17 protein-coding genes are annotated in these 21,470 nt (G+C 62.3%); 14 read left to right on the top strand and 3 right to left on the bottom strand.

Annotated features, from left to right (window positions below; all coding sequences use genetic code 11):
• Window positions 1–40 precede the first annotated feature (40 nt).
• Genes ACMV8A_RS07940 through ACMV8A_RS07920 form a run of 5 tightly spaced genes read left to right on the top strand, consistent with a single transcriptional unit; the run spans window position 41 to window position 7,248 of the window.
• Entirely contained in the window at window positions 41–2,134 is a 2,094-nt protein-coding gene (locus ACMV8A_RS07940) for a YgiQ family radical SAM protein (RefSeq protein ID WP_495325233.1), read from the top strand.
• A gap of 45 nt (window positions 2,135–2,179) precedes the next feature.
• Window positions 2,180–4,393 carry a GTP diphosphokinase gene (gene relA, locus ACMV8A_RS07935; RefSeq protein WP_495325232.1) on the top strand — a complete coding sequence of 738 codons (2,214 nt, stop codon included), beginning with the start codon at window positions 2,180–2,182 and terminating at the stop codon, window positions 4,391–4,393.
• Window positions 4,394–4,445: 52 nt separating this feature from the next.
• Window positions 4,446–5,156, top strand: a complete 711-nt coding sequence (gene sfsA / locus ACMV8A_RS07930; RefSeq protein ID WP_495325231.1) for a DNA/RNA nuclease SfsA — start codon at window positions 4,446–4,448, stop codon at window positions 5,154–5,156.
• 11 nt (window positions 5,157–5,167) lie between these two features.
• Complete coding sequence (locus ACMV8A_RS07925) at window positions 5,168–5,839, top strand: DUF2238 domain-containing protein (protein WP_495325230.1); 672 nt, start codon at window positions 5,168–5,170, stop codon at window positions 5,837–5,839.
• 29 nt (window positions 5,840–5,868) lie between these two features.
• On the top strand, window positions 5,869–7,248 hold the full coding sequence (locus tag ACMV8A_RS07920) for a class I SAM-dependent DNA methyltransferase (protein ID WP_495325229.1): 1,380 nt from the start codon (window positions 5,869–5,871) through the stop codon (window positions 7,246–7,248).
• On the opposite strand, the gene ACMV8A_RS07915 is transcribed toward ACMV8A_RS07920, so the two are convergent.
• From ACMV8A_RS07915 to map, 3 genes are all read right to left on the bottom strand, one after another.
• A complete protein-coding gene (locus ACMV8A_RS07915; RefSeq protein ID WP_495325228.1) occupies window positions 7,245–8,087 on the bottom strand; it encodes a putative RNA methyltransferase in 843 nt (280 codons plus the stop codon). The genes ACMV8A_RS07920 and ACMV8A_RS07915 overlap by 4 nt on opposite strands.
• 28 nt (window positions 8,088–8,115) lie before the next feature.
• Window positions 8,116–10,761: a [protein-PII] uridylyltransferase gene (glnD, locus tag ACMV8A_RS07910; protein ID WP_495325227.1), complete on the bottom strand. Its 2,646-nt coding sequence runs from the start codon at window positions 10,759–10,761 to the stop codon at window positions 8,116–8,118.
• A gap of 117 nt (window positions 10,762–10,878) precedes the next feature.
• Complete coding sequence (gene map / locus ACMV8A_RS07905; RefSeq protein ID WP_495325226.1) at window positions 10,879–11,646, bottom strand: type I methionyl aminopeptidase; 768 nt, start codon at window positions 11,644–11,646, stop codon at window positions 10,879–10,881.
• Between the two features lie 232 nt (window positions 11,647–11,878).
• Between map and rpsB the strand changes: the two genes are divergently transcribed.
• From rpsB to bamA, 9 genes are all read left to right on the top strand, one after another.
• The gene (rpsB, locus tag ACMV8A_RS07900; protein ID WP_495325225.1) at window positions 11,879–12,616 is read left to right on the top strand and encodes a 30S ribosomal protein S2; all 738 of its coding nucleotides are present in this window, start codon (window positions 11,879–11,881) and stop codon (window positions 12,614–12,616) included.
• A 114-nt stretch (window positions 12,617–12,730) separates the two neighbouring features.
• Window positions 12,731–13,618: a translation elongation factor Ts gene (tsf, locus tag ACMV8A_RS07895; protein ID WP_495325224.1), complete on the top strand. Its 888-nt coding sequence runs from the start codon at window positions 12,731–12,733 to the stop codon at window positions 13,616–13,618.
• Between the two features lie 3 nt (window positions 13,619–13,621).
• Window positions 13,622–14,347: a UMP kinase gene (gene pyrH, locus ACMV8A_RS07890; RefSeq protein WP_495325223.1), complete on the top strand. Its 726-nt coding sequence runs from the start codon at window positions 13,622–13,624 to the stop codon at window positions 14,345–14,347.
• Between the two features lie 15 nt (window positions 14,348–14,362).
• Window positions 14,363–14,920 carry a ribosome recycling factor gene (frr, locus tag ACMV8A_RS07885; RefSeq protein ID WP_495325222.1) on the top strand — a complete coding sequence of 186 codons (558 nt, stop codon included), beginning with the start codon at window positions 14,363–14,365 and terminating at the stop codon, window positions 14,918–14,920.
• Window positions 14,921–15,040: 120 nt separating this feature from the next.
• The gene (uppS, locus tag ACMV8A_RS07880; RefSeq protein ID WP_495325221.1) at window positions 15,041–15,793 is read left to right on the top strand and encodes a polyprenyl diphosphate synthase; all 753 of its coding nucleotides are present in this window, start codon (window positions 15,041–15,043) and stop codon (window positions 15,791–15,793) included.
• Window positions 15,786–16,613 (top strand): phosphatidate cytidylyltransferase, encoded by an 828-nt coding sequence (locus tag ACMV8A_RS07875; RefSeq protein WP_495325220.1) that lies wholly within the window; start codon window positions 15,786–15,788, stop codon window positions 16,611–16,613. The genes uppS and ACMV8A_RS07875 overlap by 8 nt, the downstream gene beginning before the upstream one ends.
• Window positions 16,610–17,797, top strand: coding sequence for a 1-deoxy-D-xylulose-5-phosphate reductoisomerase (ispC, locus tag ACMV8A_RS07870; protein ID WP_495325219.1), 1,188 nt, complete (start codon window positions 16,610–16,612; stop codon window positions 17,795–17,797). Before ACMV8A_RS07875 ends, ispC begins: the two co-directional genes overlap by 4 nt.
• Entirely contained in the window at window positions 17,797–19,164 is a 1,368-nt protein-coding gene (gene rseP / locus ACMV8A_RS07865; protein ID WP_495325218.1) for an RIP metalloprotease RseP, read from the top strand. Before ispC ends, rseP begins: the two co-directional genes overlap by 1 nt.
• Complete coding sequence (bamA, locus tag ACMV8A_RS07860) at window positions 19,161–21,464, top strand: outer membrane protein assembly factor BamA (RefSeq protein WP_495325217.1); 2,304 nt, start codon at window positions 19,161–19,163, stop codon at window positions 21,462–21,464. Before rseP ends, bamA begins: the two co-directional genes overlap by 4 nt.
• Window positions 21,465–21,470 lie beyond the last annotated feature (6 nt).

The raw sequence follows: 21,470 nt of genomic DNA, 5'->3' as shown, positions 1-21,470 counted from the left end.
ATATACTGCACTGGCTCCACACGAGTAAAACCCATTCGCCATGTCAGTCCGTGAACTATTTTCCTACCGCAAATTCTGGGCGCAGCGCTTCGGCACCGCGCCCTTTCTGCCCATGTCGCGGGAGGAGATGGAGCAGCTGGGCTGGGATTCCTGCGATGTGATCCTGGTCACGGGCGATGCCTACGTGGATCACCCCAGTTTCGGTATGGCGATGGTCGGGCGCCTGCTGGAGGCACAGGGCTTTCGTGTCGGCATCATCGCCCAGCCGGACTGGACCTCGGCGGAGGATTTTCGCCGTCTGGGCCGGCCCAACCTGTTCTTTGGCGTCACCGCCGGCAACATGGACTCCATGGTGAACCGCTACACCGCCGACCGGCGCATCCGTAGCGATGACGCCTATACGCCGGGCGGCGAGGGTGGCAAGCGGCCGGACCGTTCGGTCATTGTCTATAGCCAGCGCTGCCGCGAGGCCTACAGTGACGTGCCGCTGATCATCGGCGGTATCGAGGCCAGCCTGCGCCGCATCGCCCATTATGACTACTGGTCGGAAAAGGTGCGCCGCTCTGTGGTGCTGGATGCCAAGGCGGACCTGTTGTTGTACGGCAATGCCGAGCGCGCCCTGGTGGAGGTGGCCCACCGTCTGGCCAAGGGCACGCCCATACACGAGATTACCGATGTACGCGGCACTGGGTTCCTGCGCAAGGCAGTGCCGGACGACTGGTATGAGGTGGATGCTGGTGAAATCGACACGCCGGGGGCGCCGCCGGTGCATGTCAACCCCTATGCCGAGACCACGGCCTGCACGGCTGGGGCGGGGCAGGTGGTGCGCCTGCAAAAGAAGCCGCGTCCTGAGCGTGAGCGTAGCGTGGTGCGCCTGCCGTCCTATGAGCAGGTGCGCGACGATGCGGTGTTCTATGCCCATGCCTCGCGCGTGTTCCACCTGGAGACCAATCCGGGCAATGCCCGTGCCTTGGTGCAGCGCCACGGCGAGCGCGAGGTATGGCTTAACCCGCCGCCGATCCCGCTGACCACCAAGGAGATGGATGCGATCTTCGATCTGCCCTATGCGCGGGCGCCGCATCCGTCCTACGGCAATGCCCGCCTGCCGGCCTGGGAGATGATCCGTTTTTCCGTCAACATCATGCGCGGTTGTTTCGGCGGCTGCACCTTCTGCTCCATCACCGAACACGAAGGGCGCATCATCCAGAACCGTTCCGAGGACTCCATCGTGCGCGAGGTGGAGGCCATCCGCGATCAGGTCGCCGGCTTTACCGGCGTCATCTCCGACCTCGGCGGCCCCACCGCCAATATGTACCGCATGCACTGCAAGGAAGAGCAGATCGAGGCCGCCTGCCGGCGCCTGTCCTGTGTGTTTCCCGACGTGTGCGGCAACCTCAAGACCGATCACGCACCGCTGATCCATCTCTACCGCCGCGTGCGCCAATTGCCCGGCATCAAGCGCGTGTTCATCGCCTCCGGCCTGCGTTACGACCTTGCCGTGCGTTCACCCGAGTATGTCAAGGAACTGGTGACCCATCATGTGGGCGGCTATCTCAAGATTGCCCCTGAGCATACCGAGGCCGGGCCGCTTAATTTAATGATGAAGCCGGGTATCGGCACCTACGACAAATTCAAGACGATGTTCGAGCAGGCTTCAAAGGAGGCGGGTAAGGAGCAGTATCTGATCCCGTATTTCATCGCTGCCCATCCCGGCACCTCGGATACCGACATGCTGGAGCTGGCCCTGTGGCTGAAGCGCAACGGTTTCCGCCTCGATCAAGTGCAGACCTTCCTGCCCACGCCGTTGGCCATGGCCACCGCCATGTACCACACCGGCCACAATCCGCTGAAGCGGGTGCGGCGCGACAGCCAGGGCATCGAGGTACCCAGCGGTCTGCGCCAGCGCCGCCTGCACAAGGCATTTCTGCGCTATCACGACCCGGAAAACTGGCCCCTGCTGCGCGAGACCTTGAAACGCATGGGACGCAGCGATCTCATCGGCAACGGCAAGCGCCACCTGGTGCCGGCCTGGCAGCCGGAAGGTACCGGGCGGCTGCTGACGGCGCATAAGGGCAAGCCGACGCCGGCGCGGCAGGGCAGCGCGCCGCCGGCCAAATCGCGGCGCCGCCGCTAAAGCCGCGCTAAACTTTGTGCATGGTTTGCAGGCGAAGAGAGTTGCATGGTTTACGTCGAATCCACTGTTCGTGACGCCGCATTAAAGGAAGCCGCGGGCCGTAACGCCTGGCTGGACAGCCTGGCGGAGGGCCGTACGGCCGATGAGGTGGCGCTTATCCGCCGCGCGGTCGAGCTGGCCGAGCGCGCCCATCGCGAACAGCTCCGCGCCTCCGGTGAACCTTACCTCGCCCATGCCATCGCCGTGGCCGATATCCTCGTCGGCCTGCGCATGGACCACGAAACCCTCGCCGCCGCCATTCTGCATGATGTGGTGGAAGATACCTCCATCACTCTGGATGACATCGCGCAGGCCTGCAGTCCGGCGGTGGCCCATCTGGTTGACGGCCTCACCAAGATGAAGGTGATCGGCGAGTATCAGGCGGCGGAGCAGGGCAACAAAAAGGAACAGATCAAGGCTGAGAGCCTGCGCAAGCTGTTGCTGGCCATGGCCGAGGATGTGCGCGTGGTGTTGATCAAGCTGGCCGACCGCCTGCACAACATGCGCACCTTACAACACCTGCCGGCCTACAAGCAGCAGCGCATCGCCCACGAAACGCTGGATATCTACGCGCCACTGGCCAACCGGCTGGGTATCTGGCATGTGAAATGGGAGCTGGAGGACCTGGCATTCCGCTATCTGGAGCCGCAGGCCTACAAGGAGATCGCCAAGTCCCTCGACGAGCGCCGCGTCGATCGCCAGCGCTACATCGACAAGGTGCTGGCTACCTTACGGGAAGAGCTGGAGCGAGCCGGCATCAAGGCCGATGTCAAGGGTCGGCCCAAGCATATCTACTCAATCTGGAAGAAGATGCAGCGCAAGGGGCTGAGTTTCCACGAACTGTACGATGTGCGCGCCGTGCGCATTCTGGTGGATACGATCCCCGACTGCTACCACGCCCTGGGAGTGGTGCACATGCTGTGGCCGCATATTCCCAAGGAGTTCGACGATTACATCGCCACGCCCAAGGAGAACCGTTACCGCTCCATCCATACCGCCGTGGTCGGCCCCGACGGCAAGACTGTCGAGGTGCAGATCCGAACTTTTGAGATGGACAAGGAGTCGGAGCTGGGCGTCGCCGCACACTGGCGCTACAAGGAGGGCGGCAAGAGCAATCGCGATTTCGAGCAAAAGGTGGCCTGGTTGCGCCAACTGCTCGAGTGGAAGGACGAAGAGAGCAGCGCCGGCGATTTCATCGATCGCTTCAAGTCGGAGGTATTCCAGGATCGAGTCTACGTGCTGACCCCACAGGGTGAGGTGGTGGACATGCCCCAGGGCGCCACGCCGCTGGACTTTGCCTATTACATTCACACCGAGGTGGGTAACCGCGCCCGCGGCGCCCGCGTCGACGGCCGCATGGTGCCCATTACTTACGAACTGAAGAGCGGCGAGCAGGTGGAAATTCTCACCACGCGGCATGGCGAACCGAGCCGCGATTGGCTCAATCCCCATCTCGGCTACCTCAAGACCTCGCGTGCCCGCGCCAAGGTACGCCACTGGTTCACCCAGCAGGCGCTGGAGCGCAATCTGGCGGAAGGCCGTGCGGTGCTGGAAAAGGAATTGCGTCGCTTCAGCGTCTCCGACTTGCCGCTGGAACAGCTGGCGGCGCAATTCGGTTTCGAACAGCTCGATCCCTTTCTGCTCGCCATCGGTCGTGGTGATATCAACACCAGCCAAATCGTCCGCGCCCTGCAAAAACAGGTGGTGCCGCCGCCGGTCGAGGATGAGTCGCTGCACATCAGCGTGCCCACGCCGGGCAAGGGCGGCGAGGGCGGCATCCACATTCACGGTGTCGGCAACCTGCTCACCAGCATGGCGCGCTGCTGCAAGCCGGCGCCGGGCGACGCCGTGGTGGGCTACATCACTCAGGGGCGTGGCGTCACCATTCATCGGCGCGATTGCCGCAACATCCTGAATATGGCACCGGACAAACGCGTGCGCCTCATCGAGGTGGACTGGAGCAGCAAACAGCGCCAGACCTATCCGGTTGATATTGAGATCCTTGCCTTTGATCGCCAGGGTCTGCTGCGCGACATCACATCGATCCTTTCCAACGACAAAATCAATGTGTTGTCGGTCAATACCCAAACCAACAAGCAGGACTACAGCGTACGCATGCAGCTCACCCTGGAGATTGCCAATATCGATGAACTGTCACGGGTGCTGGGCCGCATCAGCCAGTTACCCAACGTGACCGAAGCGCGGCGGCGGATACATTGACAGCCAGAGGCAAGTTTGCAAATACAAATAGTCACGGATCAGTTAATCGATTGTGAAATTCGAAACTCCCCTCCTGACAGGAACTCTGTTGCGGCGTTACCAGCGCTTTCTGGCCGATGTGCGGACGGCCGATGGCCGCGTGATTACCGCCCATACCCCCAATACCGGCAGCATGCTGGGCTGCGCCGAGCCGGGCAGCCGTGTCTGGTTGCGCGAGGTTGGCAACCCAAAGCGAAAATATCCGTATGCCTGGGAACTGGTGGAGAGCCAGGCTGGTGTGATGATTGGCATCAACACCGGGATGGTGAACCGGCTGGTGAGCGAGGCCATTGCTGCCGGTGTGGTAACGGAATTGCAGGGTTATGCCTCGCTGCGGCAGGAAGTGCGCTACGGTCAGGAAGGCAGCCGCATCGATCTGTTGCTGGCGGCGAACGGCCGCCCGGACTGTTATGTGGAGATCAAGAATGTCACGGCGCTGGATGCCTCCGGTACGGCCTTTTTTCCCGATGCGGTCAGTGCACGTGGCAGCAAGCATTTGCGTGAATTGATGCAGGTGGTGGCGGCGGGCGGGCGTGGCGTACTCTTCTTCTGCGTGCAGCGTGGCGACGCGCAGGCGCTACGCCCGGCCGATGAGATCGATCCGCTCTATGGCCGTACCCTGCGTGCGGCGCTGGCCGCCGGGGTGGAGGCAGTGGCCTACCGCGCCCGGGTGACAGCGCAGGCCGTCACGCTGGATACCGCATTGCCAGTGCAGGCTGGATAGGTTGCCGTCCCATGAATACGCGTGGGTTTCATCGCCGCTTCGGTATCCTGCTCAAACTGATTCTATTGGTTGAGGCGACGATAGCGGCATGGCAGCAGCATTGGCTCACCGTCGGTATCGTCGCCGGCATACTGGCCATCACCTTCATTCCCCTGTTGATGGCGCGGCGCTTTCGTGTCTTTATCCCGCCGGAGTTCGAGGTGCTGGCCATTGTCTTCGTTTTCGCCTCGCTGTTCCTTGGCGAGGTGCATGGCTACTACACACGGTTCTGGTGGTGGGATCTGGTCCTGCACACCAGCTCCGGACTCCTCATGGGAATACTTGGCTTCCTGCTGGTGCATGTGCTGAATGAAACCGAGGACATCAATCTGCACATGACGCCGGGATTCGTGGCCTTTTTCGCCTTTACGTTTGCCGTCAGCGTGGGCGCCCTGTGGGAGATATTCGAGTTCGCCATGGACAGCCTGTTTGGCATGAACATGCAGAAACCCATGCTGGGCGACCCGTCCGGTTTGACCGATACCATGTGGGACATGATCGTGAATGCGCTGGGGGCGCTGGTGATCGCAGTGCTTGGTTACGGCTATCTCAAAACCGCCGGTAATAAATCGTTCCTGGAGCGCTGGATTCACGCCTTCATCCAAGCCAACCCGGGGCTGTTCGAGCGGCGCCGCCGCTCCTGATCCCACGACCCGCCGGACTCGCACACGCCATGGATCCGTTGCTGCAACAGGCCGTTCAACATCATCAAGCCGGGGAGCTGGAGGATGCGGAGCGCATCTATCGTCAGATCCTGGCGCAGGATCCTGGCCAGGCCGATGCCCTGCACCTCCTGGGGTTGGTGCTGTATGCCCGTGGCGAGGCACCCGCGGCGGCAGAGCTGGTGCGCCAGGCGGTGGCGGCGCAGCCGCGCTCGGCGGTATTTCACTTCAATCTGGGCAATATCCTGCGTGATGCCGGCGACCTTGCCGGGGCGCTGGCGGCCCATCGTCAGGCGGTGGCCCTGCAGCCGGACGAGGCGGATTATCACAACAATCTTGGTCAGTCCTGCGAGGAGGCCGGCATGGCGGACGAGGCGCTGGTCTGTTATCGGCGCGCCGTGGAGCTGGCGCCGGAGGACGCCACGCTGTGGGTGAACCTGGCGCTCACCCTGCAACAACAGGGGCAGCGCGAGGCGGCGATTGCCGCCTATGGCCATGCCTTGCGTTTGGCGCCGCAGCATGCGCAGGCGCTCAACAATCTGGGCGGGTTGTTGCAGGCCGGGGAGGATTATGCCGCCGCCGCCGCCTGCTATGCAGCGGCTCTGCAGGCCGAGCCGGAGCTGGCCGAGGCACATCGCAATTACGGCGCCCTGCTGGAGGCCGTCGGTGACAAGGAGGCCGCGCTGCATCACTACGACGAGGCCCTGCGTTTGAAGCCCGATTACGCCGAGGTGTCCTATGTGCGTGCCGCGTTGCGCGGCGAGCAGGTGCCCAGCGTGGCGCCCGGAGATTATGTGGCGGCCTTGTTCGATCAGTATGCCGATGGTTTTGATGAGCATCTCACCGGCGTACTGGGCTACCGCACGCCGAGTCTGTTGCGCGCCCTGTTCGAACGTTGCGGTGGCGGCAGCGCTTTGCAGGTGTTGGATCTGGGCTGCGGCACCGGCCTGGCGGGCATGGCCTTTCGTGATGTGGCCGCCCACTTGGCGGGTGTCGACCTGTCGCCGCGCATGGTGGACAAGGCGCGCCAGCGCGCCGTGTACGACGCGCTGGCGGTAGGTGATGTGGTACAGACCTTGGATCAACAGATGCAGCGCTGGGATCTGCTGCTGGCAGCGGATGTGTTTGTCTATCTGGGCGATTTGGCGCCGGTGTTCATCGTCGCGGCGCAGGCGCTGCGTCATGGGGGCCGACTGCTGTTTTCCGTGGAACAGGGTGCGATGGAAGCGTATGTGTTACGCGAGGCGGGTCGTTATGCCCACAGCGCCGACTACGTGCGGGCACTGGCGAATCGGCATGGCTTTGCGCTGCTGGCGGAGGAGGCCGCGGTATTGCGGCAGAATCTCGGCGTCGATGTGCCGGGCTGGTTGTACGCATTGCAAAAGCGCTAGGCGCTTTTGATCAATACCCGGAACACGACATCCACCGTCAGCCGGAGGCTGGATAGTTGCGCCGCGGCCTCCTTGCCCGCATGGCTGGCGCGGTAGAGGTGAGGCGTCATCACCAGCAGGTCGGCGATTTGTGCGCGTTCCAGCGCCGCGGTCTGGTAGCGCAGGGGCTCACTGTGCGACAGCGTGAATCCCGCTTGTTGCGCCTTGTCGAGGGTCGGTGGCGCTGATTTGCGCACCTCCGGGTAGATCACTTCACGCAGTTGGAGCAGATGCTCGGGGCCGGCATCTACCAGCAACAGCCTGCCGCCTGGTTTGAGCAGGGCAGCGAAGGCGGGATAGACGGGGAAGCCGAACATGCACAGGATCAAATCCACCGTGCCCGGCACAATGGCGGGATTGGCGTTGGAGGCCACCAGCCAGGTGATCTGTCTGTTGCGGCGGGTGGCTGCGATGACTGCCGGCTTGGCGATGTCGAGTCCGATGAGACTGGCCGTGTGACCGCTCTCCGTCAATGCCATGTGCAATTGGTTGAGGTAGTAACCTTCGCCGCAACCGGCATCCACGACACAGGCATCACCCTCTGGCAGGTGTGGCAGCACCAGTGCCTGCAGATGGTGGGCGATGGGTGCATAGAAGCCGGCATCGAGGAAGCGGCGGCGAGCCTCTACCATCGCCGTACTGTCACCCGGTGTGCGGGATTTCTTGTTCTGCACCGGCAGCAGATTGACATAACCCTGGCGCGCGACATCGAAGCTGTGGCCATTGGCGCAGCATAGCCGGTGTTCCCCCCGCTCCAGTGCCAGACCGTCCAGTGGACAGGCCAGATTGTCTGCCTTCACGGTCTGTCTCGCCGCGAATCGATTGCGCTCACGCCGCCAGCAACTCCACGATGCGCTGGCGCAGCTGTTCCATCTGTGCGGCATCGTGCAGCGGGTGGTTTTCCGCATCGGTAACGAAGAAGATGTCTTCCACGCGGGCGCCGAGGGTGGCGATCTTGGCGTTTTGCAGGCGCACATCGCACTCCATCATCGCCTTGCCGATCTGCGACAGCAGGCCGGGGCGGTCAGCGCTGATCACTTCCATCACCGTACGATCATTGTAGGGGTCAGGCTGGAATAACACCTGGGTCGGGATGGTGAAATGCTTCAGCTGGCGCGGCAGGCGGCGTTCAACCTTTTGCGGCGGGACGTCGGGATGGGCCAGTACCTCGTGCAGCGTGGCCTCCAGTTCCTGGATGCGCCAGGCGTCGCTGACCGGGGCGCCGTCCTCTTCCAGCACGGTGTAGGTGTCCAGGGTATAGCCATCACGCGAGGTCATGACGCGCGCGTCGGTAATGGTGAGTCCCATTTGGTCCAGTGTGCTGGTAGCGAGGGCAAACAGGTTGTCGTGCCGTGGTGTGTATATGAATATCTCGGTGCCGCCATGCTGCATCTGTTGGCGGATCAGGATCATCGGCAGGGCCGCGCCCTGAGCGGCGATGATTGCCTCGGTGTGCCAGGCGATGGCATCGATGGTGTAGCGCAGGAAATAGTCATCATCGAGGCGCGCCCACAGGGCGTCGATGGCCTCTGTGGAGACGGCGCGGTCGCGCACGCGCATGCGCGCCTCTTCCTTGGTTTCGGCGATCAGTTCGTCGGCATCGATGGGGTTGGTGAGACCGCGGCGCAGCGCGTTGCGTGTGCTGTTGTACAGCGTGTTGAGCAGCGTGCCCTTCCAGGTGTTCCATAACGTGGGACTGGTGGCGCGGATGTCGGCCAGGGTGAGCAGATAGAGGTAATCCAGGTGTACGCGATCACCCACGGCAGCGGCGAAGGCATTCACCACGTCCGGGTCGTTGATGTCCTGGCGCTGGGCGGTGGCCGACATCAGCAGGTGGTTGCGCACCAGCCAGGCGGCGAGGCGGGTGTCGTATTCGGACAGCGCATGGTTGCGGCAGAACTCCGTTACCTCCTCGGCACCGAGTACGGAATGGTCGCCGCCGCGGCCCTTGGCGATGTCGTGGAACAGGGCGGCGACATACAGCACCTCGCGCTTGGGGATCTGATCCATCAGTTCGCTGCACAGCGGGAATTCGGCACGGTACTGTGGATAGGCGTAGCGGCGCACATTGCGCAGCACGAACAGGGTGTGCTCATCCACGGTATAGACATGGAACAGGTCGTGCTGCATCTGGCCGACGATGCGGCCGAAGGCGGGCAGGTAGGCGCCGAGCAGGCCGAAGCGGTTCATGTGGCGCAGGGCGGTATGCACGCCGCGCGGCTGGCGCAGCAGCTCCATGAACAGGCTGCGGCAACGCAGATCGGCGCGGAACTCGTCGTCGATGAGGTGCAGGTGGCTGCGGATCAGGCGGATGGTCTCGGCGCGGATACCCTTGAGAGTTTCGTGTTGTGCCAGCAGCAGGAACAGCTCCAGCAGGGCGAAGGGCTGGCGGCGGAATACCAGTTCGTTGCTCACCTCGAGAAAGCCGTTGCGCGCCTGGAAGCGGCGGTTGAGCGGGGTGATCTGCGCCGGTTCGTCGGCCAGCAGGATCTTTTCCTGGAATAGTTGCAGCAGCATTTCGTTGAGCTGGCCCAGCTCCATCACCGTGCGGTAATAGCGTTTCATGAACTGCTCCACCGCCAGGGTGGCATTTTCGTCCTGGTAACCAAACTGGCGGGCGAGGGCGCGCTGATGGTCGAACAGCAGGCGGTCTTCGCGGCGTTTGGCCTGCAGGTGCAAGGCGAAACGGACCTTCCAGAGGAAGTTCTGGCCGTCGATGAGGGTGCGGTATTCCGCCGGGGTGAGGAAGCCGTGGCCGACCAGATCGTCGAGGGTCTGGCCACCGAAGTGGCGCTTGGCCACCCAGCCGATCATCTGGATGTCGCGCAGTCCGCCGGGGCCTTCCTTGATGTTGGGTTCCAGGTTGTAGGCGGTGTCGTGGAACTTGCGGTGGCGGGCGATCTGCTCCTGCCATTTGGCCTCGAAGAAGTCCCGTGTCGGCCAGATGCGGTCGGGACCGATCACCTGGTGCATGGCGTAGTACAGACCGGCGTCGCCGCCCAGCAGGCGCGACTCCATCAGATTGGTGGCGACGGTGATGTCGGCCTGGCCCTCCCGCTCGCAGTCGGCCACCGAGCGCACGCTGTGTCCCACCTCCAGACCCATATCCCACAGGAACAGCAGGAAACTCTCCAGGGCCTGGTGCAGGGCAGGCAGCTCACCCACCGGCAGCAGCACCATCAGATCGATATCGGAGTGGGGGTGCAGCTCACCGCGGCCGTAGCCGCCCACAGCCACCAGGGCGGCCTGCTGTTCGTGCTCACCCATGTGGCGGCGCCAGGCGCGGGCCAGCAACTGATCCACCACCCAGGCGCGGCCGCGCACCAGCTGGACGATGGGCGCACCGCGCTCGAAGCGCCGCGCCAGTACCGCCTGGGAATGGCGCAGGGCGTTGCGGAACAGGGTGAGGGGCGGGGTAGCGCTGGCGAGGGCCGCGTCAAAGGCCGCGCCGTCGAAGAGGACGTCTTTTTCCATGCCCTATCAGATCGAAATATAGTCCGCGAATGAACGCGAATGGGCGCAAATAGAGGCTACATATGTTCTTATCCTGGCCAATTCGCGCTCATTCGCTTTCATTTGCGGAGAACTGCCTTAAATAACTTCATCCTGGCGCCGGGTAAGAACCTCGTAGCCGTTTTCGGTGACCAGGATGGTATGTTCCCACTGGGCGGACAGGCTGCGGTCCTTGGTCACCACGGTCCAGCCGTCGGGCAGCAGTTTGATCTGGCGCTTGCCGGCATTGACCATGGGTTCGATGGTAAAGGTCATGCCCGGGGTCAGCTCCAGGCCGGTACCGGGGGTGCCGTAGTGCAATACCTGGGGTTCCTCGTGGAAGTCCTTGCCGATGCCGTGGCCGCAGTATTCGCGCACGATGGAGTAGCCGCTGGCCTCGGCATGGTGCTGGATGGCGTGGCCGATGTCCCCCAGGCGGGCGCCCGGTTTGACCAGGCGGATCCCTACCAGCAGGCATTCGTGGGCGATGCGGCACAGGCGTTCGGCCTTGATGGCCGGCTTGCCCACCAGGAACATCATGCTGGTATCACCGTGGTAGCCGTCCTTGATGACCGTGATGTCCAGGTTGACGATGTCGCCGTCTTTCAGCTCCCGGTCGTTGGGGATGCCGTGGCAGACCTGGTGATTGATGGAGGTGCAGATGGATTTGGGGTAGCCGTGGTAATTGAGCGGCGCCGGGATGGCCTGCTGGACATTGACGATATGATCGTGGCACAGCCGGTCCAGCTGCTCGGTGGTCACCCCCGGCTGCACGTGCGGCGCGATCATCTCCAGCACCTCGGCGGCCAGACGGCCGGCCACGCGCATTTTTTGCTGTTCTTCCGGGGTTTTGATGGTGACGCTCATGCAGTCTTCCTGGGGCTGGTCGGCGGCGCGGCGGCCGTCTCGGGGCGGGTATGCCGTTGTTGCGGAACGGTGATTATGGTATAAAGCGCGGCTTCAATAGGCAAACCCGCTTTTATTGAGTTTTTAAATCCGCACACGCACCGTCACACTGGCCGGGGTGCCCCAGGGTATATCACCCGGAGGTCGGCCAGCGGGGTACGTGGAGGCCCAACCCTGAAGAGGAATGTTTCAAATGGCAAACGTGACCATGCGTCAGATGCTGGAGGCCGGCGTTCATTTCGGCCACCAGACCCGTTACTGGAACCCGAAGATGGCCCCCTTCATCTTCGGCGCCCGCAATAAAGTCCACATCGTCAACCTGGAAAAGACCGTCCCGCTGTTCAATGACGCGATGAATTTCCTGGGTTCCATGGCGTCCAAGCGTGGCAACGTCCTGTTCGTCGGCACCAAGCGCCAGGCCCGCGACATCATCGCCGCCGAGGCGCAGCGCTGTGGCATGCCCTACGTCAACCACCGCTGGTTGGGTGGCATGCTGACCAACTTCAAGACTGTCAAGCAGTCCATCAAGCGCCTGAAGGATCTGGAGGCCATGGAGCAGGACGGCAGCATGAACCGTGTCTCCAAGAAGGAAGCCCTGCTGATGCGCCGCGAGATCGAGAAGCTGCAGCGCTCCATTGGCGGCATCAAGGAGATGGCCAGCCTGCCGGACGCCCTGTTCATCGTCGACGTCGGCCATGAGAAGAACGCCATCGCCGAGGCCAAGACCCTGGGTATCCCGGTGATCGGTGTGGTGGACACCAACAACAGCCCGGACGGCGTTGATTACGTCATCCCCGGCAACGACGACGCCATCCGTGCCATCACCCTGTACGTGCAGACTGCGGCGGACAGCATCCTGGCCGGCCGCAGCGCCTCGGGTGCCGGTGTGGTGGACGAGTTCGTCGAGGTCGATGAGGCCGCGGTCCGCTGAGGCGGGCACCACAAGCAACACAAAAAGGGGGCCATGCCCCCTTTTTTGAATGTATTGCCGAAAGGGTGGCCCCGGCTGCCCATTGATTTCCGATTTTCTAGAGAGGATTACAAGATGGCTGAAATTACTGCTGCCCTGGTCAAGGACCTCCGCGAGCGCACCGGCGCCGGCATGATGGAGTGCAAGAAGGCCCTGACGGAAACCAACGGTGACATCGAGGCTGCCATCGAGCACATGCGCAAGGCCGGCATGGCCAAGGCCGACAAGAAGGCCGGCCGTACCGCCGCGGAAGGCCTGATCGTGGTCAAGGCTGCTGCCGACGGCAAGCGCCTGGTGATGGTTGAAGTGAACTGCGAAACCGACTTCGTCACCAAGGGCGACGATTTCCGCAATTTCGCTGCCGCCGTCGGCGACACCGCGCTGAACTCCGGTGCCAACGATATTGACGCCCTGCTGGCTGCCAAGATGGCGGACGGCATGACCGTGGCCGACGCCACCAAGGCCCTGATCGCCAAGATCGGCGAGAACTCCGCTGTGCGCCGCATGGTCGCCTACAACAGCGGCAACCTGCTGGTGAACTATATGCACGGCACCCGCATCGGCGTGGTGGTCGAGCTGCAGGGCGGTTCCGTTGAACTGGCCCGCGATATCGCCATGCATATCGCCGCCAGCCGCCCGCAGTGTGTGTCTGAAGACCAGGTGCCGGCCGAGCTGATCGAGAAGGAACGCGAGATCTACACCGCACAGTCCGCCGACAGCGGCAAGCCCGCCGATATCATCGCCAAGATGGTCGACGGCCGCATCAAGAAATTCCTCAAGGAAGTCACCCTGCTGGGCCAGCCCTTCGTCAAGAACCCGGATATCACCGTGGAGAAGCTGGTGAAGGACGCCGGCGCCAAGGTGATCGGTTTCACCCGCTTCGAAGTGGGCGAGGGCATTGAGAAGAAGGCCGTCAACTTTGCTGAGGAAGTGGCTGCCCAGGCCGCTGCCACGAGCAAGTAAGCCATGGATGCCGCTGCCAAACCGGTCTACCGCCGCGTCCTGCTCAAGCTGAGCGGCGAGGCTCTGATGGGCAGACAGGGGTTCGGTATCGACCCGGAGGTTGCCCAGCGCATCGCCCAGGAAATCGCCGCCGTGGTGCGAGCGGGGGTGCAGGTGGGCCTGGTGATTGGTGGCGGCAACATCTTCCGTGGCGTCAGCCTGGCATCTTCCGGTATGGACCGTGCGGCAGCTGATCAAATCGGCATGCTGGCCACGGTCATCAACTCCCTGAATATGCAGGGTGCGCTGGAAAAGGAAGGCGTGCAGGTGCGGGTAATGTCGGCCCTGCCGATCCCCGCCGTGTGTGAAGACTATGTACGCAGCAAGGCGATCCGTCACCTGGAAAAGGGGCGCGTGGCCATCTTTGCCGCAGGCACGGGCAATCCGTTCTTTACGACGGACTCGGCCGCCAGCCTGCGTGGTATCGAAATCAACGCCGATCTGGTGCTCAAGGCCACCAAGGTGGACGGGGTATACAGTGCCGACCCGGTGAAGGACCCCAAGGCCACCCGCTATGCCCGCCTCAGCTACGACGAGGTGCTGGAGCGCAAGCTGGAGGTGATGGATGCCACGGCCATCGTGCTGTGCCGCGATCACCGTATGCCGCTGCGGGTGTTCAACATGAACAAGGCCGGTGCCCTGATGAACATCATGCTGGGCCAGGATGAGGGCACCCAGGTCGAAGCCTAGGCTGTGGAGGAACCCATGATTAATGACATCAAGAAAGACGCCGAAGCACGCATGAAGAAAAGCGTCGATGCGCTCAAGGGCGAACTGACCAAACTGCGCACCGGACGTGCCCATCCCAGCCTGCTGGAACACATCACCGTGGAATATTACGGCTCCATGGTGCCGCTGAGCCAGGTAGGCAATATCGGTGTCGAAGACTCCCGCACCCTGACCATCACGCTGTGGGAGCGCAATATGATTCAGGCGGTGGAAAAGGCCATTCTCACCTCCGACCTGGGCCTCAACCCGAACAGTGCCGGCACGGTCATCCGCATCCCCATGCCGCCGCTCACCGAAGAGCGCCGCCGTGAACTGACCAAGGTGGTACGTCACGAGGGCGAGGGCGCCAAGGTCGCCATTCGCAACATCCGCCGCGATGCCAATAATGATCTCAAGGAACTGCTGAAATCCAAGGAAATCAGTGAAGACGACGAGCGCCGCGGCCAGGATGAAATCCAGAAACTCACCGACCGTTACATTGTCGAAGTCGACAAGGTTCTCGAGACCAAGGAAAAGGACCTGATGGAAATTTAAGTTACAAGTGACAGGTTTCAAGCTGCAATAGAAAGATGAATGTCACTGCGTTAAAGAAGTTTGATCAGCGAGGTTCGATTTTTCTGCAACTTGCCCCCTGTCACATGTAACTACCAACCCATGTCCGATTCCGAACTGTACGCCCGTAAATTACCTCGTCATGTTGCCATCATCATGGATGGCAACGGGCGCTGGGCGCGCAAGCGTGGCCTGCCGCGTTTTGCCGGTCACAAGGCCGGCATGGACAGCGTACGAGCCATGGTCAAGGTATGCCTCAGTCAAGGCATCGACTGCCTTACCCTGTTTGCCTTCAGCAGCGAAAACTGGCGCCGCCCGGCGGAAGAGGTCGGGCTGCTGATGAATCTGTTCATGACCGCGCTGGACCTGGAGGTCAAGAAGCTGCACAAGCATGGGGTGCGGCTGCGCATCATCGGCGAGCGCACGGCCTTTGCGCCCGAGTTGCAACAGCGTATTAGTGCCGCGGAACAGCTCACCGCAGCCAACACCGCGCTCACGCTGATTATCGCCGCCAACTATGGCGGACGCTGGGATATCACCCAGGCGGCCCGGGGGCTGGCGGAGCAGGTGCAGCGCGGTGAACTGGCTGCCACTGCGGTCACCCCCGAAATGCTCGAATCGCGTCTGTCGCTGGCCGGGTTGCCGGAGCCGGATCTGTTCATCCGCACCGGGGGTGAACAGCGCATCAGCAATTTCCTGCTGTGGCAACTCGCCTATACCGAATTGTATTTCACCCCGCTGTTGTGGCCTGAATTCGACGACCAGGCCTTTCTCGCAGCCCTTGAGTCCTTTGCCGGCAGGCAACGGCGCTTTGGCCGTACCGGGGAACAGGTGGAGCAAATTCTCGATGCTTAAAATGCGCGTGCTGACTGCGCTGCTGCTGGCGCCGTTGGCCATCTGGGCAACGTTGGTGCTGCCCAATGTCTGGTTCGCCGTGATTCTGGGGATGATCTTCAGTCTGGGGGCCTGGGAATGGTCGCGTCTGGCCGGATTGCATCAGACGGCGGCGCGCGCAGCCTATGTGGCCTTGTTTGCTGTGTTGCTCGCCGGTCTGATTGATAGGGCCAACATGGTGGAGGCCCTGCCCTGGCTGATTGCCCTGGCGGCGCTGTGGTGGGTGGCCGCCCTGTGTTTCATCCTGATCTATCCGCGTGCCAGCCGGTTGTGGATCGCGCGGCCGGGCCGCCTCGCCGTCGCTGGCCTGCTCTGTCTGCTGCCGGGATGGGCGGCGCTGGTCGCACTGCATGCCCAGGGGGCGCAAGGACCGCAGTACGTATTGTTCCTGCTGTTGCTGATCTGGGGCGCTGATGTCGGCGCCTATTTTGCCGGCCACCGTTTTGGCCGCAGCAAGCTGGCGCCGGCGGTGAGTCCAGGCAAGACCTGGGCCGGCGTGTGGGGTGCCATGGCCACAACCGCTGTCGTCACGCTGGGTGGCACTTATCTGCTCGGGCTGTCGCTGCACGTGCTGTTGTGGCTGCTCCCGCTCACGCTGTTCACCGTGGCGGTATCCATCGTCGGCGACCTTACCGAAAGCATGTTCAAGCGCCTGGCGGATGTGAAGGACAGCGGTGGTCTGCTGCCCGGCCACGGTGGCATCCTTGATCGCATCGACAGCCTCACGGCGGCCGCGCCCATGTTCATGCTCGGCTATCTGCTCTGGCAGGGATTTGCATGATCGGCGTCACCATACTCGGCGCCACCGGTTCCATTGGCCGTAGCACGCTGGACGTCCTGGGGCGGCATCGCGATCGCTATCGCGTGGTGGCGCTGAGCGCCAACGGCCAGGTCGACAAGCTGTACGAACAATGCCTGGAGCATCGGCCCGCCTATGCGGTGATGGCCGACGCGACAGCCGCCCAGAAGCTGGCGGAGCGCCTGCGTGTGAGCGCGCCTGACATCACGGTGCTGTCAGGCGTGGAAGGCCTGGAGCATGTCGCCGCGTTGCCGGAGGCAGACTATGTCATGGCGGCCATTGTGGGCGCTGCCGGGCTGACCCCGACCCTGGCTGCGGCCCGGGCCGGCAAGCGTGTCCTGCTGGCCAACAAGGAGGCGCTGGTGATGTCCGGTCGCCTGTTCATGGAGGCCGTGCAGCAAAACAATGCCGTGCTGTTGCCCATCGACAGCGAACACAATGCCATCTTCCAATGCATGCCGAAGGGTTTTGCCGACGGTTTCGAACGTGTCGGCGTGCGCCGCATCCTGCTCACTGCCTCAGGCGGGCCATTCCGCACCACGCCGCTGGAGCAGTTGGCGGCGGTGACGCCGGAACAGGCGGTGGCTCATCCCAACTGGAGCATGGGGCGCAAGATCTCGGTCGACTCTGCCACCATGATGAACAAGGGGCTGGAAGTTATCGAGGCCTGCTGGCTGTTCAATACCGCACCGAGCCAAGTGCAGGTGGTGTTGCACCCGCAGAGCGTAATTCATTCGATGGTTGAATATGTAGATGGCTCGGTGCTGGCGCAGCTCGGTAACCCCGACATGCGCACGCCCATCGCTCACGCCCTGGCCTGGCCCGAGCGCATGGAGTCCGGTGTCGGCAGTCTCGATATTTTTACCGTGGCACGACTGGATTTCAGTGCGCCCGATCTGAATCGCTTTCCCTGCCTGCGTCTGGCGGTGGAGGCGATGGAGGCCGGTGGCACCAGTTCGGCCATCCTCAATGCTGCCAACGAAGTGGCGGTGGAGTCCTTCCTGCAGCGGCGCATCGCCTACACCGCCATTGCGCCGGTGATCGAGGCGGTGTTGGCGCAGACATCGGCCCACAGCGCGGCTACCCTGGAACAGATCCTGGCGGATGACGCCGCGGCACGGGCGGCGGCGGAACGTGAGGTGGCGGTGCGGGAGATCAAGCACTGATGTTCGATTTTCTGCTGACGCCATTGATGTTCATCATCGCCATCAGCGTGCTGATTGCGGTGCATGAATTTGGCCATTACTGGGTGGCGCGGCGCATGGGTGTCAAGGTGCTGCGTTTCTCCATCGGATTTGGCAAACCGCTGTGGATGCGTCGCGCCGGGCGCGATCAAACTGAATATGTCATCGCTGCCATTCCGCTGGGTGGCTACGTCAAGATGTTGGACGAGCGCGAAGGCGAGGTGGCGCCCCATGAAGTGGAGCGCGCCTTCAATCGTCAGTCGCTGCGTAAGCGCACTGCCATCGTGGCGGCGGGGCCGGTGTTCAATTTGTTGTTTGCCGTGGTGGCCTATTGGCTGATGTTCGTCAGCGGCACCCCCGGCGTCAGACCACTGCTCGGCGAACTGGAACCGGCCAGCCTGGCCTACCAGGCAGGCCTGCGCAGCGAACAGGAAGTGCTGGCGGTGGGGGAGCGGGCGACCCCGACCTGGGCTGCCGTGCTGGAGTCCCTGCTGCCCTATACCTTGCGCAAGGAAGCGGTGACGATCACCGTCGATGACGGCGGTGTTGAATATCGCTACCGTCTGCCATTGGACCAGCTGCAGGGGGAGGTCGATGCCGCCACCTTCAGCAAGGTCATCGGCCTGCAGCCCTATCGGCCCCATATCGCGCCGATATTGGATGAAATCAGCGCCGGCTCGGCGGCCGCCCAGGCCGGCCTGCGGTCGGGTGATGAAATCATTGCCATCGACGGCGCGGCGGTGAACGACTGGGAAGGTCTGGTGCTCAAGGTGCGGGACAATCCTGACATCGCATTGACCTTCACCGTCCGCCGTAATGGCCAAATATTCGATACCCAGGTCCGCCCGACGGCGCGGGAAACAGCCGGTGTGATGATTGGCCGTATCGGCGCCAGCGTACGTATCGACGAACGCATCACCGAGCGCATGCGCACTGAGTGGCGCCTGGGGCCGTTCGATGCGGTGGGAGCGGCCCTGCACAAGACCTGGGACATGTCCACGCTGACCCTGCGCATGCTGGGCGAAATGGTGGTGGGGCGTGTATCGACGGAAAATATCAGTGGACCGATCACTATCGCCGTCTATGCCAAGAGTTCCGCCTTGGCCGGATTCGCACAGTTTCTGGCCTTTCTGGCCATTGTCAGTATCAGCCTCGGCGTGCTCAATCTGTTGCCGGTGCCAATTTTGGACGGCGGCCATTTGCTGTTTTATCTGATCGAGGCCATCAAAGGCAGCCCGGTGTCCGAGCGCACCGAGGCACTGGCGGCGCGGATCGGCATCATGCTGATTCTGATGCTGATGACCTTGGCGCTGTATAACGACTTGGCACGCCTGATGGGGGGAGAATGAAGAAGAGCAGCCCGCAACTGGCGCGCGCGGTGGCACTGGCCTGTGCCGTATTGCCGCTTTCGTCCTGGGCCTTGGAGCCCTTTGTCATCGACGACATTCGTGTCGAAGGTTTGCAGCGCATTTCCATCGGTACGGTATTCAACTATCTGCCGCTCAAGCGCGGCGATCAAGTGGACGACAAAGCCACGGTGGACGCCATCCAGGCCCTGTATCGCACGGGATTTTTCAAGGATGTGGTGCTGGAGCGTGAGGGCGATATCCTGGTGGTATTCGTTGCCGAGCGTCCGGCCATTTCCAGCATCACCATCGAAGGCAATAAAAGCATTCCCACCGAGCAGTTGCTGGAAAACCTCAAACGCATCGGCTTTGCCGAGGGGCGGGTATTCGATCGCTCCATGCTGGACAAGGTGGAGCAGGAACTGAAACGGCAGTATCTGGCCATGGGCAAGTATGGCATGCGTCTGAAGTCCACCATCACGCCCGAGGAGCGCAATCGTGCCGCCATTCGTATTGACGTGGCGGAGGGTGATGTGGCGACCATCTATCGCATCAACATCGTCGGCAACAAGGCCTATTCCAGCGAGGAGCTGTTGCGCCAATTCCAGCTCGGCCCGCGTCCAGCGTTTTCATTCTTTAGCGATAGGGATAAATACTCCAAGCAGAAGCTGGCCGGTGATCTGGAGGCGCTGCGCTCCTGGTATCTCGATCGCGGCTATATCAATTTTAAGATCGATTCCACGCAGGTTTCCATTACGCCGGATTATGAGCACATCTACGTCACCATCAATGTGAGCGAGGGCGAGCGCTATACGGTGCGCGATGTGAAGATGGCGGGGGAGAGCATCGTGCCGCACGACGTGCTGCGCGATCTCATCAGTATCCAGCCCGGTGATACTTTCTCGCGCAAGCAGATCACCGAAAGTACGGCGCGGATCAGTGAGCGCCTGGGTGATGAAGGCTACGCCTTCGCCAATATCAATGCGATGCCTGAGCTGGATGAGGAGAAGAAGGAAGTTACGCTCACTTTCTTCGTTGATCCTGGCAAGCGCGTGTACGTGCGTCGCGTCAATGTGCTGGGCAATGCCAAGACGCAGGACGAAGTGGTGCGGCGGGAGTTGCGCCAAATGGAGGGGGCCTGGATTTCCACTGAGCGCATCAAGCGTTCGCGCACCCGCCTGGAACGCCTCAGTTTCATCGAGGGCGTTACGGTCGAAACACCGGCCGTGCCCGGCACACCGGATCAGGTGGATGTGAACTATACCGTGCATGAACGTGATGCCTTCGGCAGCCTCAACTTCGGTATCGGCTACGGCGACTCCCAGGGGTTGCTGTTCAATGCCAGCGTGTCACAGGACAATTTCCTGGGCACCGGTCAGCGCTACGCCATTGAGGTAAACAACAGCAAGGTTTCGACCGTCTACAGCCTCAACGTGGTCGATCCCTACTACACCATGGATGGCATCAGTCGTACCCTGAATTTCTTCTATCGCACCACCGATGCCGGCCAGGCCAGCGTGTCCTACTACGCTGCAGACAGCTACGGTGCTGGTATCGGTTTCGGTATCCCGGTAGCGGAATTCGATACGGTGCGCATCGGCGGCGACTACGAACACACCTATCTGAAGAACGTCAGCGAGTCGTCACAGCAGATTCAGGATTTCGCCGCCGCCAATGGCGACACCTACGACGCCTACAAGCTGAATGTGAGCTGGACCCGCGACAGCCGCAACCGCTTCCTGTTCCCCTCGTCCGGCTCGCTGCTGACCCTGGGCACGGAAGTTGCCACCCCGGCGGGCAATCTGCAGTTCTACAAGCTGAGCTATCGCCACAAGCTGTTTGTGCCTTTGAGCGAGTCGGTGACCTTCAGCGCCGGCGGCGAACTGGCCTATGGCCACAGCTACGGCGAGACCAGCGGCAACCTGCCGCCCTTCGAGCGCTACTACGCCGGTGGTGCCCGCACGGTGCGCGGCTTCCGGGCCAGCAGCCTGGGGCCCAAAGATGAGTTCGGCGACCCCATCGGCGGCAACGCCCGGGTGGCCGGCAACCTGGAGTTGATTTTGCCCGGACCCTTTGGGGAGAATAGCAAGTCAATACGGCTGGGCGCCTTCCTGGACGCCGGCAACGTGTATGATACCGACATAGAAAAGGTGGATCTGGGGCAACTGCGTTATGCCACCGGCCTGTCCCTGTACTGGATGACCCCGGTGGGCGCCATGACCTTTACCGTGGCCAAGGCCCTCAATGCCAAGGACGGAGATCGGACGGAAGGCTTCCAGTTCAACCTGGGCACCCTCTACTAAGGAGCG

The organism is Sulfurivermis sp., assembly GCF_059410345.1.
The sequence above is the reverse complement of the archived record's forward strand: the minus strand, read 5'-3'. Positions and strand labels throughout refer to the sequence as shown.